Annotated in this window: 11 protein-coding genes; 8 read left to right on the plus strand and 3 right to left on the minus strand. The window is 67.8% G+C overall.

The annotated features are described in order from the left end of the window. Window positions 1-51: 51 nt before the first annotated feature. From glmU to ACFX59_RS07085, 4 genes are all read left to right on the plus strand, one after another. Window positions 52-1,416, plus strand: a complete 1,365-nt coding sequence (gene glmU / locus ACFX59_RS07070; protein WP_387430980.1) for a bifunctional UDP-N-acetylglucosamine diphosphorylase/glucosamine-1-phosphate N-acetyltransferase GlmU — start codon at window positions 52-54, stop codon at window positions 1,414-1,416. Between the two features lie 7 nt (window positions 1,417-1,423). Beyond that, the gene (gene glmS, locus ACFX59_RS07075) at window positions 1,424-3,247 is read left to right on the plus strand and encodes a glutamine--fructose-6-phosphate transaminase (isomerizing) (RefSeq protein WP_387430983.1); all 1,824 of its coding nucleotides are present in this window, start codon (window positions 1,424-1,426) and stop codon (window positions 3,245-3,247) included. A gap of 92 nt (window positions 3,248-3,339) precedes the next feature. After that, window positions 3,340-5,229 carry a putative bifunctional diguanylate cyclase/phosphodiesterase gene (locus ACFX59_RS07080; RefSeq protein WP_387430985.1) on the plus strand — a complete coding sequence of 630 codons (1,890 nt, stop codon included), beginning with the start codon at window positions 3,340-3,342 and terminating at the stop codon, window positions 5,227-5,229. A gap of 5 nt (window positions 5,230-5,234) precedes the next feature. Further along, window positions 5,235-7,040, plus strand: coding sequence for an ATP-binding protein (locus ACFX59_RS07085; RefSeq protein ID WP_387430987.1), 1,806 nt, complete (start codon window positions 5,235-5,237; stop codon window positions 7,038-7,040). Between the two features lie 8 nt (window positions 7,041-7,048). Here ACFX59_RS07085 and dinB read toward each other — a convergent pair whose 3' ends face one another. Further along, window positions 7,049-8,158 (minus strand): DNA polymerase IV, encoded by a 1,110-nt coding sequence (gene dinB / locus ACFX59_RS07090; protein ID WP_387430989.1) that lies wholly within the window; start codon window positions 8,156-8,158, stop codon window positions 7,049-7,051. A gap of 177 nt (window positions 8,159-8,335) precedes the next feature. Here dinB and ACFX59_RS07095 point away from each other — a divergent pair, with 177 nt between their 5' ends. Both ACFX59_RS07095 and ACFX59_RS07100 read left to right on the plus strand, forming a co-directional pair. Next, complete coding sequence (locus ACFX59_RS07095; protein WP_387430991.1) at window positions 8,336-11,392, plus strand: diguanylate cyclase; 3,057 nt, start codon at window positions 8,336-8,338, stop codon at window positions 11,390-11,392. Then, on the plus strand, window positions 11,389-11,652 hold the full coding sequence (locus ACFX59_RS07100; protein ID WP_387430993.1) for a DUF5818 domain-containing protein: 264 nt from the start codon (window positions 11,389-11,391) through the stop codon (window positions 11,650-11,652). Before ACFX59_RS07095 ends, ACFX59_RS07100 begins: the two co-directional genes overlap by 4 nt. 5 nt (window positions 11,653-11,657) lie before the next feature. Here the strand turns inward: ACFX59_RS07100 and ACFX59_RS07105 are convergent, their stop codons facing one another. Both ACFX59_RS07105 and ACFX59_RS07110 read right to left on the minus strand, forming a co-directional pair. Beyond that, window positions 11,658-12,596: a DUF808 domain-containing protein gene (locus ACFX59_RS07105; protein WP_387430995.1), complete on the minus strand. Its 939-nt coding sequence runs from the start codon at window positions 12,594-12,596 to the stop codon at window positions 11,658-11,660. Window positions 12,597-12,673: 77 nt separating this feature from the next. Then, window positions 12,674-13,546: a LysR family transcriptional regulator gene (locus tag ACFX59_RS07110; protein WP_387430997.1), complete on the minus strand. Its 873-nt coding sequence runs from the start codon at window positions 13,544-13,546 to the stop codon at window positions 12,674-12,676. 101 nt (window positions 13,547-13,647) lie between these two features. On the opposite strand from ACFX59_RS07110, the gene ACFX59_RS07115 reads away from it, so the two are divergent. Together ACFX59_RS07115 and ACFX59_RS07120 are read left to right on the plus strand one after the other, a co-directional pair. Continuing rightward, on the plus strand, window positions 13,648-15,756 hold the full coding sequence (locus ACFX59_RS07115) for a malate synthase G (protein WP_387430999.1): 2,109 nt from the start codon (window positions 13,648-13,650) through the stop codon (window positions 15,754-15,756). Beyond that, window positions 15,756-16,325 (plus strand): gamma carbonic anhydrase family protein, encoded by a 570-nt coding sequence (locus ACFX59_RS07120; protein WP_387431001.1) that lies wholly within the window; start codon window positions 15,756-15,758, stop codon window positions 16,323-16,325. Before ACFX59_RS07115 ends, ACFX59_RS07120 begins: the two co-directional genes overlap by 1 nt. Window positions 16,326-16,328 lie beyond the last annotated feature (3 nt).

The following is a 16,328-nucleotide window of genomic DNA, read 5'->3' on the forward strand; positions in this document are numbered from 1 at the left end:
GCCAAGTCTTGGTATGGCTTTGGCAAGAAATCCATGGCAGGCGCAACCATCATGACGAGACCAGTCGCCGCCATCATCCTTGCCGCGGGCAAGGGCACCCGCATGAAGTCGGACCTGCACAAGGTCCTTCACCCGATCGCCGGACGGCCGATGCTGCTCCACCTGATCGACAGCGTCGGGGCGCTCTCGCCCGAACGCATTGTCGTGGTGACGGGCGCCGGGCGCGAGCAGGTCGAGGCGGCCGTGACGCCGCTGGGCGTCCGGACCGCGCTTCAGGCCGAGCAGCTCGGTACGGCGCATGCGGTGGCGCAGGCGCGCGACGCGCTGTCGGGCTTTATGGGCGATGTGCTGATCCTGTATGGCGACGTGCCGCTGGTCGAGACCGCGACGATGCGCCGGATGATCGAGCGGCTGGCCGAGGCGGACAGTCCCGCGGCGGTAGTGCTTGGCTTCCGACCCGCCGACCCCGCCGCCTATGGCCGGGTGATCGCCGATGCCGACGGGCGCATCGACCGAATGGTTGAGTTCAAGGATGCCAGTGCCGAAGAGCGTGCCGTAACCCTTTGCAATTCCGGCCTTATGGCGGTCCGTTCGGAGGACCTGTTCGGCCTGCTCGACCGGGTCGGCAACGACAATGCGGCGGGCGAATATTATCTGCCCGATATCGTCATGCTGGCGGCCGGCGATGGACGTCCTTCGGCGGTGATCGAGACGAGCGCCGGGGAAGTGGCGGGCGTCAACAGCCGCGCCGAGCTGGCGGTGGTGGAAGGCGACTGGCAGGTCCGTCGCCGCGCCCGTGCGATGGCCGACGGTGCCACGCTGATCGCGCCGGACGCGGTGTGGTTCGCCCATGACACCCGGATCGGCCGTGACGTGGTGATCGAACCCCATGTCGTCTTCGGCCCCGGCGTCCATGTGGCGGACGGCGTGACCATCCATGCCTTCAGCCATCTGGAGGGTGCGACCGTGGCGAGCGGCGCCGATATCGGCCCCTATGCACGCCTCCGCCCCGGTGCCGATGTGCGCGAGGGCGCACGGGTCGGCAATTTCGTCGAGATGAAGAAGGCGGTGCTTGGCCCCGGTGCCAAGGCGAACCACCTGACCTATCTGGGCGATGCCGAGGTCGGCGCGAACGCCAATATCGGCGCGGGCACGATCACCTGCAATTATGACGGCTTCCTCAAATATCGCACCGTGATCGGCGAGGGCGCGTTCATCGGTTCCAACTCGGCGCTGGTCGCCCCGGTCCAGGTGGGCGCGGGCGCGATCGTCGGCGCGGGTTCGGTCGTGACGAGCGATGTCGAGGCCGACGCGCTGGCGCTGGTCCGGGCGGAGCGGCAGACCAAGGCGGGTTGGGCCAAGCGTTTCAGAGAGATGATGACGGCTAGGAAGGCCGCGAAAAAGGCTGGGGAGTAAAAGGCTTATGTGCGGTATCGTAGGAATTCTGGGCGGTGACGACGTTGCCGAGCGGCTGCTCGACGGGCTGCGTCGCCTGGAATATCGTGGATATGACTCGGCGGGCATCGCGACGATCGACCAGGGTTCGATCGAGCGGCGCCGCGCATCGGGCAAGCTGGTCAATCTGGCGCGCGAGCTTGCCGCGCATCCGCTGCCCGGCACCATCGGTATCGCCCATACCCGCTGGGCGACGCATGGCGGCCCCACCACCAACAACGCACACCCCCATGCGACCGATCATGTCGCGGTGGTCCACAATGGAATCATCGAGAATTTCAAGGCGTTGCGCGACGAACTGATCGGTCGTGGCCATGTCTTCACCAGCGAGACCGACACCGAGGTCGTCGCCCATCTGGTCAGCGAGAAGGTCGAACAGGGGCTCGATCCGGTCGCGGCGGTCCGCGAGGTGCTGCCGCGCCTGCATGGTGCCTTCGCGCTCGCCATCCTGTTTCGCGACCAGCCCGATCTGCTGATCGGCGCGCGACTGGGCTCGCCGCTGGTTGTGGGATATGGCGATGACGAAACCTATCTGGGATCGGACGCACTGGCCTTGGCCCCGCTCACCCAGCGCATCGCCTATCTCGACGAAGGCGATTGGGTGGTCTGCACCCGCGAGGGCGCGCAGGTCTATGACCGCGACAATAACCCGGTCGATCGGCCCGTCACGATCTCGGGCGTGACCGGCGCGCTGATCGACAAGGGCAATCACCGCCACTTCATGCAGAAGGAGATTTACGAGCAGCCGATCGTCGTCGCCCAGACGCTTCGCTCGTATCTTCAGCGGCTTGAGGGCAAGATCGCACTTCCCATCCCCGAATTCGACCTGTCGGGGATCAAGCGTGTCACCATCGTCGCATGCGGCACCAGTTTCTATGCGGGCATGGTCGCGAAATACTGGTTCGAGCAGTTCGCGCGCGTGCCGGTCGACCTCGATGTCGCTTCCGAATTCCGCTACCGCGCGCCGGTGATGGAGCCGGGCGGGCTGATGATCGTCATCAGCCAGTCGGGCGAGACCGCCGACACGCTCGCCGCGCTTCGCCACGCCAAGGCCGAGGGGCAGACGATCGCCGCCGTCGTCAACGTGCCGACCAGCTCGATGGCGCGCGAGGCCGACCTGCTGCTGCCGACCCATGCCGGGCCGGAAATCGGCGTCGCCTCGACCAAGGCCTTTACCTGCCAGCTGAGCGTGCTGGCCGCGCTCGCCGCCAATCTCGCCAAGGCCAAGGGGCGGCTGTCGGCTGACGAGGAACGCCAGATCGTCCGTCATCTGGCCGAGGCCCCCGCCGCGATCAACGGCGCGCTGGCCTATGACGAGGCGATCGAGGGCATGGCGGGCACCGTCGCGGGCGCGCGCGACGTGCTGTATCTGGGCCGTGGCACCGACTATCCGCTGGCGCTGGAGGGTGCGCTAAAGCTCAAGGAAATCAGCTATATCCATGCCGAAGGCTATGCGGCGGGCGAAATGAAGCACGGCCCGATCGCGCTGATCGACGAGCATGTCCCCGTGATCGTCATCGCTCCGTCCGGCCCGCTGTTCGAGAAGACCGTCTCCAACATGCAGGAGGTCCAGGCGCGCGGCGGCAAGGTCGTGCTGATCTCCGACTATGACGGGATCGAGGCGGCGGGCGAGGGCTGTATCGCGACCATCACCATGCCCAAGGTCCACCCGCTGATCGCGCCGATCGTCTATGCGGTGCCGGTCCAGCTGCTCGCCTATCATGTCGCGGTCGCCAAGGGCACCGATGTCGACCAGCCCCGCAACCTGGCCAAGAGCGTCACCGTCGAGTGACGGGGGGCCAGACCTGACCATTTACGTCACTTTAAGCGTATCCGGTTACCATTGATCCATATAACGGGGATCGATGGATTCATGGTGACCGGATGCGCATACTGATCGTCGACGACGAACCGGCAATCCACGACAGCTATGCATTGTGCTTTTCCGGCCAGGGTCTGGCGCAGGACGCGATGCTCGACGCCATGGCCGCCGACCTGTTTGGCAAGCCCCAAGCATCGGATGACGAAGGCGACGCGGTGTTCGAGCGTCACCATTATCGCCAGGGCCATGATGCCGTCGCGGCGGTCGAGCGGGCACTGGCCGACGGCACGCCCTTTGCCGTCGCCTTCATCGACATCCGGATGCCGCCGGGGTTCGACGGACGCGAGACGGCACGGCGGATCAGGGCGCTGGACCCCGATATCCATCTGGTGATCGTCACCGGCTATTCCGACTTCTCGCCGGTCGAGATCAGCAAGGTCGCCGGGCCTGCCGACAAAATCTTTTACATCGCCAAGCCGTTCGAGGTCGCCGAGATCTGGCAGACCGCGCTGGCGCTGTGTCGTCGCTGGCAGAATGAGCGCGAGCTGGCGGCGACGCGGGTCCTGCTGGCCGCGCAGGTCGCCGCGCTGGAGGAAAAGACCGCCGAGCTGGAGGCCAATGAGAGCCGCGCCATGCATTTGGCGCTGCATGATGCCTTGACCGACGCGCCCAATCGCGTCGCTTTTCTGCGCGCGCTGGACGAGCGGGGTCGCCGGGGCGGACGGTTCGTGACGGCGATGCTGGACCTCGACCGGTTCAAGCTGGTCAACGACACGCTCGGCCATCTGGCGGGCGACGAACTGATCCGCGAGGTCTATGCCACGCTGAACCAGGCCGCACCCGCCGGCGCGCTGATCGCCCGGCTGGGCGGCGACGAGTTCGGTATCCTGTTCGACAGCGCGCATCATGAGGAGGCCGTCGCCGCGTGCGAGCGGATCGTGACCGCCTGTGCGACCACTTTTAGCATATTGGGGCATTCGGTGCGCTGCGGCGCGTCATGCGGACTGGTGGTTCGGCAGGGCGGCGCCGATGGCGATTCGATCGACCTGATCCGCCAGGCGGACATGGCGCTGAACGAGGCCAAGCGCGCCGGGCGCGGCGTCGTCCGGCTGTTCGATGCGCAGATGGACGACGGCATTCGCCTGCGTCGCGGTGTCGAGGCCGGGCTGACTCAGGCGATCGCCCGTGACGAGCTGACCCTGGCCTTCCAGCCGATCGTCGGGCGCGCCGATCTCGACATTGTCGGGTTCGAGGCGCTGGTCCGGTGGGACACCGTCGAACATGGCGCGGTCAGCCCAACCATCTTCATCCCCATCGCCGAGGAGAGCAATCTCATTCACGAACTGGGCGACTGGGTGCTCGACCATGCGCTGGCCGAGTTGCGCCACTGGCCCGATCAATATGTCTCGGTCAACTTCAGCCCGATCCAGTTCCGCCGTTCGCATTTCGTCGCGCATGTCCTCGACAGCGTGCAGAGGGCGGGGGTCGCCCCCGGTCGGGTCCAGATCGAGATTACCGAAACCGCGATCTTCGACGATGCCGAGCGCGCGGCCGAGACGCTGTGCGAACTGCGCGACCTGGGCTTCCGCATCGCTCTCGACGATTTCGGTACGGGCTATTCCAGCCTGTACAATATCCGCAAATTCGCGCTCGACTGCCTGAAGATCGATCGCAGCTTCATCGACGGCATGGGGCGTGAGCGCGAGTCCGCCGCGATCGTCCATTCGATCATCCATCTCGGCCGTGCCCTTGGGCTGGGCGTGATCGCCGAGGGGGTCGAGACCGAGGCGCAGGCCCAGGCGCTGCGCGTCGCCGGGGCCAGTCACCTGCAGGGGTATCTCTTCTCCCACCCGGTTCCCGCCGCACAGGCGCGGGCGCTGGCGGTACAGCGCCACATGTCGCTGGACGGTACGCCGCCCACCCAACCCCCGTTGGCCGGTATGCAAGGCTAACCCTGATGCGCACCGCGATCCGGTGGTTGGGCGAATGGTCGCGTCGTCGATCGCTGCGCAACACGATGGTCGCGATGCTGACGCTGACCGGGATCGGCGGTGCGGTGGCGGTCGCGACCTTTCTGGCGTTGGTGATCTCACCCAGTTTCGATCGGCTGGAGCAGCAGGCGATCATGGGCTATCGCCAACGAGCGCAGACCCTGTTGGCCGATATCACCCAGCGGGTCGAGGAGATCGCGCGCGATCATGCTGGTATCGTGCCGGATGTGTTTCCCAACCATCCGATCCAGGGTGTGGCCTATCGGACCGCTGCCGATGGGCGGTGGAAGGCACGGTGGCGCGATCCCGGACATCCGGACGAGGCGGCCGCCATGGCGTCGGCGCTGGCGGATGCGCTGAACCGCCGGGACCTTTCGCAGCTGCTTGAAGGACGAGATTCGAACAGCTTCTATCTGCCGCTGCGCGGGCGGATCGCCGCCATCGGTATCGCCACCGTCACCGGCGTGGTGGGACGACCACGCGACTATCTCGCCGTCGCCCGCGTTCTGACCCCCGCCCACCTGTCCCGCGCGATGCACAAGACGGCCCGCCTGACCGGCCCCGCATCCGGAACCGACCGGACCATGTCGAAGGAGACGCGGGGCATGGAGATTGCCGTTCCGGTTGCGGGCCTGGATGGTCGCGCGGTCGGTATGGCGCGGTTCCGGATCTCGCGTGAGGTCACGCTGCTTGGCCGTCGGGTGCTCCTGCTGGCGACGGCCGGATCGATCCTGCTCCTGGTCTTCACGCTGCTGATGCTGCGGCGTGCGCTGGGATGGCTGGTGCTGGCACCGCTCGGCCGGGTCGAGTGCCATATGCAGCGGGTCCAGGCGTCGGGTGTCCTTTCCCCCTATCACGACAGGGAGGGGCGCGACGACGAATTCGGTTCGCTCGGCCGCAGTTTCAATGCGATGCTCAGCCAGTTGAAGGACCTGCGCGAACAAAATGAGATACAGAGCTTCGCGCTCGGCCGATCGGAAAGCGCGGTGGCGGTGCTGCACAATGTCCGCAACGCGCTATCCCCGCTCGGCGCCATCCTCAGCCATGGCGGCGATCGGTCGCCCGCCTATGATCGCGCGCTGATCGACCGGGCCTTGGCGGAACTGGCGGGGGAGGGCGTTCCGCCTGAACGCCGGGTCAAGCTGGTGGCGTTCGTCGCGGGCGCGCTCGATGCCGAGGCCAAGGCGCGCGAGGCGGTGCGGGCGCGGATCGATATCGGGCGCGATGCGATGCGTCAGACGCTGGAGATCATCGGGGCGCAACAGGCCAGAGCGCATGAACGCCCTCCACGCGAACGCTGCGACGTCACCGACATCATCGCACGCAACGCCACCATCGCCCGCTATTCGCAGGCGGCCTCGATCCATTTCGCCTTTCCCGCCCGGCCCTTTCCCGTGCTGGCCAATCGGGTGATCCTGAGCCAGGTGGTCGGCAATCTGTTCGCCAATGCGATCGAGGCGATCGCCGAAACCGGGCGTGACCATGGTGCGATCACCGTCACCATCCAATCGGAGGGTGGCCGGGTGACGGTGCGGATCATGGATGACGGGCAGGGTTTCGATCCGGCGCTGGCGACCAAGCTGTTCCGGTCGGGCTTTTCCACCCGGACCGAGAAATCCGGCGGGCTGGGCCTCCACTGGTGCGCCAATTCGACGGCCGCGATGGGCGGATCGCTCGAACTGCATAGCCATGGACAAGGATTGGGGGCGGTCGCGATCCTGGTCCTCGAGGCCGCCGAGGAGACGGAAGCGGACGCCGACCGGGCCGTGTGACCAAAGGCCTATAAGGGCAGTTCGGCCTGGCTCGGCCCATCCCCGCCGCCATGCGCCACGTTGAGGCCCGACAGGGTCAGCCCCAACAGCCGGACGCCGCCAGCCACCGGCAATTGCTGGTCGAGAAGGTCGAGACCGATCGCCAGGAATTGCGCTCGCTCGGTGATCGGCTGGCCGGTCGAGCGGGCGCGGGTGATGGTACGGAAATCGCTGTACCGCAATTTCATCGTCACGGTCCGTCCGGCGACGCCGCTCCGCTCTATCCGGACCCATGCGGCCTCGACCACCCGCTCCAGCGCGGCCCGCAGCGCGTCGCGTTCGGTCAGGTCGTTCTCAAAGGTCCGCTCGGCGCCTACCGACTTGGCCTCTCGATGGGCACGGACCGGGCGATGGTCGATGCCGCGCGCCGCACCGTGCAGATAGTCGGCATAGCTACCGAAATGGCGTTGCAGGACGTCGAGCGGCCGCTCGCGCAGGTCTTGCCCGGTCAGGATGCCCAGCGCCTCCATCTTGCGCGCGGTGACCGGACCGACGCCGTGGAAACGCTTGACCGGCAGGGCGGCGACGAAGGCCGGTCCCTGCGCCGGAGGGATGATGCAAATGCCGTCGGGCTTGTTCTGATCGGAGGCGAGCTTGGCGATGAACTTGTTGTAGCTGACCCCGGCCGAGGCGGTCAGCCCGGTCTCCTCGCGAATGGCGGCCCGGATCGCCTCGGCGATCGCGGTGGCCGAACCCAGCCCGGCCCGGTCGCTGGTGACGTCCAGATAGGCTTCGTCCAGCGACAGCGGCTCGATCTGGTCGGTATAGCGCGCGAAGATCGCCCGGATCTGCTGCGAAACGCTGCGATACACATCGAAGCGCGGGGGGACGAACACCAGGTCGGGACAGCGGCGCAGCGCGGTGACCGACGGCATTGCGGACCGGACGCCATAACCCCGCGCCTCGTAACTGGCCGCCGCCACCACGCCCCGCGCGCGCGATCCCCCCACGGCGACCGGCCGCCCGCGCAGACCCGGATCGTCACGCTGTTCGACCGACGCATAGAAGGCGTCCATATCCACATGGATGATCTTGCGGTTGTCGCCGACGGCGTCGGGGGCAGGGGGCTGGAGCGACACGGAAAACAGCTCGTCAGGTTCGTCGGCCGATCAGGTACGGCCCCGGAAACGAAACAGGAACGCGGGCGGTTCGTCAAGTCGGATCCCGCCGCTCGCCGGGAAAGGCCGATACGCGGCGCATGGCGCAATTAACCCGGTTTTATGAGGTCGCGTGATACGGGTTCCCAGCATAAGCCTATGAAGCCATACCGTCCCCTGGCCGTGCTGGCCCTGTTCCTTTCGGTCATGATCCTGCCTTTTGGGCGCCTTCAGGCGGCCGATTCGTGGGCGGCATGGCGATGGACGTCGTTCGCGAGCCTCGGCGAAGCGATCGGCCTGCCGCATATCACGACCACCGCGGTCGTGCGGGCGCGCGACGGGACGATGTGGATCGGAACCCGCGGCGGCCTGACCCGCTATGACGGCCAGCGGGTGCGGACCTTCAAGCAGCGCCAGGCCGATCCCCATTCGCTGCCCGACAATTATGTCCGCTCGCTGATGGCGCTGCCGGGCGGGGGCGTGCTGATCGGCACCAATGTCGGCGGCCTGGCCCGCTACGACCCGCAACGGGACGCGTTCATCCGGCTCAAGCCGACCCACGGGGCGATCGGAGCCCGCATCTTCAGCTTCACGCCGGACGGAGCGGGCGGCGCCTATATCGGCTCGGACGGCGGCGTGCACCATTATATCGCCAGGCTCGATCGCGTCGATCCGATGACCGACAGCGCGATACCCTCGCCCGATGGCCGCCCCCAGGGCGCCTTTGCGGTGTTCCGCGACGGCGACGGCACCTTGTGGGCAGGCTCCGACCATGGACTATTGAGGCGTGCGCCGGGGACGCGCCCGTTCACCCATGTTCCGCTGGGCGCGCACAAGCCATCGGGCGATGTCTGGTCGATCCTGCGCGACCGCCGGGGGCGGCTTTGGGTCGGTACCGGGTCGGATGGCGTGTTCCTGTCCGAGAATGGCGATCCCCGGCATTTCGTCCAGCTGCCCACGCTGACCAGCGATGCGCCGTTGATCGGGCACCGGACGATCCGCGCCTTTGTCGAGGATCGGCTCGGGCGGATATGGATCGCGACCGACGGCATGGGCATCGTGCTGCTCGACCCGGCGCGCGGGTTCGCCGCTAGCGGGCTGCGTCACGACATGGGCAATCCGCTGGCGCTGGCCGGGGATACGGTGCGAGCCCTTGCGATGGACGATGGCGGCGGAATCTGGGCCGCGACCGAACTGGGCGCGTCGCGGACCCAGGGGCCGGGGGGCGGCGTGCTGCGTATCGGTTCGGCGATGCACGACCCCCGGCTGTCGCTGGCCGATGACAATGTCCGGGGCGTGCTGGTCGATCGTCGCCAGCAGATATGGCTGGGGTTCAGCAACGGCTCGGTCGATCGGCTCGACCGGGCGGCGGGGCAGGTGCGCCACCTTGCGCTTGCCGGGCATCATGCCGGTCAGGATATCAAGGCGCTGCTCGAATCGTCGGATGGCTCGATCCTGATCGGCGCGCGCGGCGTCGTGGCGATCGATCCCCGGACGCTGGCCACCCATGATCTCGCCATTCCCGAGCTTGGCGACCTGCCGGTCATCTCGCTGGCCGAGACGAAGCGCGATCTGCTGATCGGCACCTATAAGGGACTGTACAAGCGCGACCGGGCGACCGGGCGGGTGACGGTGTACCGGCACGACCCGGCGGACCCGCGCAGCCTGCCGAATAACGAGGTCATCAACATCCTGCCGCGGCCCGATGGCCAGGTGCTGGTCGCCACGCCCGGCGGGATCGGACAGTTCGATCCGCGCAGCGGCCGGTTCGTCTGCTATGCCAATCGGGCGAACGATCCCTATAGCCTGCCGCAGGATTATGTCGGGTCGATGGTGCCCGACGGACGTAGATTGTGGGTCGGCACCTATGGCGGCGTGGCGCTTGGCCGCACGACGCGCGACGGCTGGAAATTCCGCGCGATCGGTGAGGCGCAGGGGCTGGCGGGCGACAATGTCGCCTCGCTGACGCCCGACGCCCGGCGTCGCCTGTGGACGGCGAGCGCGGGCGGGATATCGGTCATCGATCCGACTTCGCTCCATGTCCTGGAAATGAGCCAGCGCGACGGCATGCCGATGCGTGCGTTCAACCAGCGTGCGGCGGCCACCATGAACGACGGATCGTTGCTGTTCGGCTCGCCCGAGGGGTTGATGGTCCTGCAACCCGATCTGCTGCTGGAACGGCGGGACAGGAGCGATACCGCCCAGCTGATCGTCAGCCAGGCGGATATCAACGGGCGGCTACTGGCGATCGACTCGGTCGCGCGCGACCCGGTGGTGCATCTCGATCGTCAGGGCCGGACGTTGCGGCTGGGCTTTTCGCTGACCGATTATGCGGCGCCCGAGGAGATACGCTATCGCTATCGGCTCGAGGGGTTCGATGCCGACTGGATGACGGTGCCTGCGGGCACCCCTGCCACCGCCATCTATACCAACCTGCCCTCGGGCGATTACTGGCTGACGCTCAGCGCGCATGTGCCGGGGCTGGCGGCGCGGACGGTGACGCGACAGGTGCGGATCACCGTCGATCCGCAATGGTATGAAACCTGGCCCGCCCGGATCGGCCTGAGCCTGTTGCTGCTGGTGTCGATCAGCGGCGCCTTCTGGCTGGTGACGGCGGTGATCCGGCGGCGGGCCGACGTGCTGGAGGCGATCGTGGCCGAGCGGACCAGCGCGCTGCGCGTCGCGAACGCCCAGCTCGACCGGCTGGCCAGCACCGACCCGCTGACCGGGCTGGCCAATCGCCGCACCTTGATGAACGAAATGGAGCAGGCCGCCGAGCGGGCATGCCGTTCGGGCGGCGGCTTCGCCTTCGCGCTGCTCGACCTCGACCATTTCAAGCGGATCAACGACGAGCATGGCCACAGCGTCGGCGATGCGGTCCTGGTCGAGGTGGCGCGACGTATCCAGGGCGCGGTGCGCGCAAAGGACTGCGTCGCGCGCTATGGCGGGGAAGAGATCGCGATCCTGTTTCCCGACACCGGGCTCGAGATCGCCACCGCCATCGTCGAGCGGCTGCGGCGCCAGATCGCCGAATCTCCGGTCATGGCCGAACATGGCCCGGTGCCCGTCACGATGAGCGCGGGGGTCGCCCATTGGCGGGCAGGCAATATCGCGGGCGACCTGATGCGCCGCGCGGACGAAGCGCTCTACCGCGCGAAGCGGGGCGGCCGCGACAGGGTGGAGCAGGCCCGCGATCTGGAAAGGGCCGATGGATGACCTTGCGGGAACCGCAGGTGGGCGCCACCGTTGGCCCGATGATGACGAGCGACGACGCCCTTTCGGACACGCCCACCCACTCGCTGACCGGCCGGCTGGTGCGGCGGCACGGCGCCTTCACCCTGCAGTGCGATGACGGTGCGACATTCGAGTTGCGTCTGTCGCGCGTGCCCGTCGATCATGTCGGCAAGTCGGTGACGATCACCGGCCGGTTGCTCGGCCCCGACCTGCTGGAGGCGGATGGCGTCCGTGCCGCCTGATCGGATCAGTGCGCGCCCTTGCGGGACGGGAGCAGGTGAAGCCCGCCCGCAATCACCCCGCCGACGATCAGTCCGACGATGGCGGCACCGATCGCGCTGACGATCCAGGCGATGGCGGCCCCGGCAAAGGGCAGCGCCTCGCCCGCATGGTGCGCGGTGCCGTGGATCAGATGGGGCAGGGTGGTCAGCCCGAACTCTTCCATGCCGTGCACGATGATCCCGCCGCCGACCCAGACCATCGCGGCGGTGCCGACGATCGCCAGGATACGTAGCAAGACCGGCATCGCCTTGACCAGCCCGCGCCCGACCGTCTGCGCCAGCGCATTGTCGCGCTGCGCCAGGTGCAGGCCGATATCGTCCATCTTCACGATGGCGGCGACCAGCCCGTACACGCCGACGGTGATGGCGATGCCGACCAGCGCGAGCGCGATCGCCTGGGTCCCGATCGACAGGTCGGGCAGTTCGGATAGCGCGATCGCCATGATCTCGGCGGACAGGATCAGGTCGGTGCGGATCGCGCCCGAAACCTGCCGATCCTCCAGCGTCCTGGCATCGACCGCCGTTTCCTCCTCGGCCTCGCCATGCCCGCCGATCAGCAATTCGAGGATCTTCTCGCTCGCCTCGAAGCACAGAAAGGCACCGCCCGCCATCAGGATCGGGGTGATCGCCCAGGGCGCGAAGGCGCTGAGCAGCAGGGCGGCGGGAAGCAGGAACAACAGCTTGTTGCGCAGCGACCCCAGCGCGATCTTGCCGATGATCGGCAGTTCGCGCTGGGGCGACAGCCCGACGACATAGCGCGGCGTGACGGCGGTATCGTCGATCACCACCCCGGCGGCCTTGGCCCCGGCGCGGGCGGAGGCCGCCGCGACATCGTCGAGCGACGCCGCCGCCAGCTTGGCGATCGCCGCCACGTCGTCCAGCAATGCGACCAGACCCCCTGCCATCGAACCGTAACTCCCCAAATTGATGGGCAGTGCCTAAAGCCTGTGTCGGGCCGATGCACGGAAAAATGACGGCACCGTCATGTCATCCAGGCCGCCCCGCGCCATTGTTCGGTCAGATGGGCGATCAGCGCGGGAACCGCGGCGGGGGCGCCGACCGGCGCGTGGAGGCCCCAGATGCCGACCTCGACCGATCCCTGCCGTTCGGGAAGCACGCGAACCAGCCGTCCGTCGGCCAGCGCATCGGCCACGTCCCAGAGCGAGCGAAGCGCGATGCCCGCGCCCGCCAGCGCCAGTTCCCGCACGGCTTCGCTGGAATTGGTTTCCACCCGGCTCTCGCCTTCGACCGTCGCGCCGGTCAGGCGCCAGGGCAATTGCCCCTGTGCGGCAATCAGCCGGTGTCGGCGAAGCTCCGCGACCGTCGCGGGACGGCCTTCGCGCTCCAGATAGGCCGGGCTGGCGCAGAGCAGGCGGCGATTGTCGGCAAAGCGATGCCCGGCAAGCCCCGGCGGCGGCGCGGTGGTGATCCGGATCGCCAGATCGACCCGCGCCGCAGCCAGATCGACATAATCGTCCGACAGATCGAATTGCAGCCGGACCGCCGGATAGCGATCGAGAAAGGCGGGCAGACAGGGCGCGACCCAGAGCCGCCCGAAAGAGGTCGGAACGGTCAGCCGCAACGGCCCGGCCGGGGCGGCGGCGGTCTGGCTGATCCGCGCCTCGGCCATGCGGAGCCCGGCGACCAGCGGCGCGACATCCGCGTGAAAGGCCTCTCCCGCCTGGGTCATCGACAGCCGTCGCGTCGTGCGATGAAGCAGCCGGACGCCCAGCCGAGCCTCGAGCCGCGCGATCCGCTTGGACACCATGGCGGGGGACAGCCGCCATGCCCGCGCCCCGCCCGCCAGGCTGGCCTCGCGCACCACATCGACGAACAGGGCGATATCGGGGTCCATTCGTTCCTCGGGCGATCGACAGCGTTACGATTATGCCCTCTACCGAAGGATATGGCGATGGCCTATCCTGACCCCCGAAATGCCAGTTCGGGAGAGTATCGATGATCGATCGCAAGGGCCTGTCCGTCGCGCCGGAACTGGTCCGCTTCCTGGAGGAACGCGCCTTGCCGGGAAGCGGGATCGATGCGGATCGCTTCTGGACCGGCATGGCCGCCGTCATGGCTCGCTTCGCGCCGGAAAACGCCGCGCTGTTGCGCAAGCGCGACGCGATGCAGGTGGCGATCGACGACTGGTATCGCGGTGGCGGCCCACATGACGGCGCAGCGCAGCGGCGCTTCCTGACCGGGATCGGCTATCTGGTCCCCGAACCGCCGTCGTTCACCATCGCCCCCGATAAGGTCGATCCCGAGGTCTCCCTGCTCGCCGGGCCGCAGCTGGTCGTGCCGATGCTCAATGCACGGTTCCTGCTCAACGCGGCCAATGCGCGTTGGGGAAGCCTGTATGACGCGCTCTACGGCACCGATGCCATCGCCCCCATCGGAGCTGCCGGGGGCTATGACCCCGAACGCGGGGCGGCGGTGATAGACTGGGCCCGCGCTTTCCTGGATACGGCGATGCCGGTCGCGGGCGGCTGGTCGGCGGTGACCGATCTGGCCGCCGCAGTCGCCGCGCTGGACGATCCGTCGCAATTCGTCGGGCGGAGCGAGACGGGATGGCTGTTCCGCCATCACGGGCTTCACATCGAGGTGACGGTGGACCGCAGCCATCCGATCGGTCGCAGCGACCCGGCGGGGATCGCCGATGTCGTGCTGGAATCGGCGCTGACCACCATTTGCGACCTGGAGGATTCGGTTGCGGCGGTCGACGCGGCCGACAAGGTGGCGGGCTATGCCAATTGGCTGGGGCTGATCGACGGCACGCTGACCGCATCGGTCGAGAAGAACGGTCGCACGACCACCCGGCGGTTGGCCGGGGACCGCGCCTATCGCGCTACCGACGGGACGGCCTTCACCTTGCCCGGTCGGAGCCTGCTCTTCGTGCGCAATGTCGGGCATTTGATGACCACCTCCGCCGTCCGCCTGGCCGATGGCGCCGAAGCACCGGAAGGCATTCTCGACGCGATCGTCACCAGCCTGATCGCGATGCGCGACGGCCGGAACGGAGCGCCCTTTCGCAACGGGCGGACGGGTTCGATCTATATCGTCAAGCCCAAGATGCACGGCCCCGAGGAAGCCGCCTTCGCCGACCGGTTGTTCGACGCGGTCGAGGATATGCTGGGGCTCGACCGGCACCGGATCAAGATCGGGGTGATGGACGAGGAGCGCCGGACCTCGGCCAATCTGGCGGCCTGCATCCATGCGGTGAAGGATAGGATCGTCTTCATCAACACCGGCTTTCTTGACCGGACCGGCGACGAGATCCACAGCGCGATGCAGGCCGGTCCGGTGGTCCGCAAGGGCGCGATGAAGGCATGCGACTGGATCGCCGCCTATGAGGATCGCAACGTCCAGATCGGCCTGGCCTGCGGCTTTGCCGGGCGGGCGCAGATCGGCAAGGGGATGTGGGCCGCACCCGACCGGATGGCCGACATGCTCGCGCAGAAACAGGCGCATCCGATGAGCGGCGCGTCGACCGCCTGGGTTCCGTCGCCGACCGCCGCGACGCTCCACGCGATCCATTATCACCGCGTCGACGTCGCTGCTCGCCAGCGAGCCCGTGCGGACGAGCCGGTCGCCGCGCTCGAACGCCTGCTGACGCCGCCGATCGCGGTCGATCCCGATTGGACAGCCGACCAGATCGCCGACGAGCTGGAAAATAATGCGCAGGGGCTGCTCGGCTATGTGGTCCGCTGGATCGACCAGGGCATTGGATGCTCCAAGGTGCCCGACATCCATGACATCGGATTGATGGAGGATCGCGCGACGCTGCGCATTTCCGCCCAGCATATCGCCAACTGGCTGCATCACGGGATCGTCGATGCGGGCCAGGTCGAGGCGGCGCTGATGCGGATGGCCGCAAAGGTCGATACCCAGAACCGGAGCGATCCGGCCTATCGTCCGATGGCCGGACGGGCGGACAGCCTGGCGCTCGCCGCGGCCCGTGCGCTGATCTTCGAGGGGGTGGCGCAGCCGAACGGCTATACCGAGCCGCTGCTCCATCGTTTCCGCCAGGCCGCAAAACAGGGCTCGGCACTGGGGGAGGCCGCCTGATGCCGCTCTATGCCCTGGGCGCGCATCGCCCGGACGTCCATGCCAGCGCCTGGATCGCCCCTTCCGCCGATGTCATCGGACAGGCGGTGATCGAGGCGGAGGCGAGCCTCTGGTTCGGGGCGGTGGTGCGCGCCGACAACACGCCGATCCGGGTCGGCGCGCGGACCAATGTGCAGGACGGCGCGGTGCTGCATTCCGATCCGGACAGCCCGTTGACGATCGGACAGGACTGCACCATCGGCCACCGGGCGATCCTGCATGGCTGCACCGTCGAGGCGGGCTGTCTGATCGGCATGGGCGCGACCATCCTCAACGATGCGGTGATCGGTGCCGGTTCGCTGGTCGGCGCGGGCGCGCTGGTGACCGAGGGCAAGGTCTTCCCGCCCGCCAGCCTGATCGTGGGTGCGCCCGCAAAGGCGATCCGGATGCTTACGCCCGAAGATCTGGCGCGGCTGCGGCGGTCGGCGGACGGCTATGCCGACCGTGCGCAGCGATATGCCGTGCAGTTGCAGCGACTTGACGGGGATCGGTCCGGAGCGGCCGTTGACGACGGCGTCGCACCTGCCTAGCCA

It is taken from the genome of Sphingomonas sp. NCPPB 2930 (assembly GCF_042867205.1).
GTDB lineage: Bacteria > Pseudomonadota > Alphaproteobacteria > Sphingomonadales > Sphingomonadaceae > Sphingomonas.

Bases quoted from the DNA above. Each gene is read 5' to 3' on its own strand.
- glmS (WP_387430983.1), top strand. From the start codon at position 1,424: ATGTGCGGTATCGTAGGAATTCTGGGCGGTGACGACGTTGCCGAGCGG.
- ACFX59_RS07095 (WP_387430991.1), top strand. From the start codon at position 8,336: ATGAAGCCATACCGTCCCCTGGCCGTGCTGGCCCTGTTCCTTTCGGTC.
- ACFX59_RS07120 (WP_387431001.1), top strand. From the start codon at position 15,756: ATGCCGCTCTATGCCCTGGGCGCGCATCGCCCGGACGTCCATGCCAGC.
- glmU (WP_387430980.1), top strand. From the start codon at position 52: ATGACGAGACCAGTCGCCGCCATCATCCTTGCCGCGGGCAAGGGCACC.
- ACFX59_RS07100 (WP_387430993.1), top strand. From the start codon at position 11,389: ATGACCTTGCGGGAACCGCAGGTGGGCGCCACCGTTGGCCCGATGATG.
- ACFX59_RS07085 (WP_387430987.1), top strand. From the start codon at position 5,235: ATGCGCACCGCGATCCGGTGGTTGGGCGAATGGTCGCGTCGTCGATCG.
- ACFX59_RS07080 (WP_387430985.1), top strand. From the start codon at position 3,340: ATGCGCATACTGATCGTCGACGACGAACCGGCAATCCACGACAGCTAT.
- ACFX59_RS07110 (WP_387430997.1), bottom strand. From the start codon at position 13,546: ATGGACCCCGATATCGCCCTGTTCGTCGATGTGGTGCGCGAGGCCAGC.
- ACFX59_RS07105 (WP_387430995.1), bottom strand. From the start codon at position 12,596: ATGGCAGGGGGTCTGGTCGCATTGCTGGACGACGTGGCGGCGATCGCC.
- ACFX59_RS07115 (WP_387430999.1), top strand. From the start codon at position 13,648: ATGATCGATCGCAAGGGCCTGTCCGTCGCGCCGGAACTGGTCCGCTTC.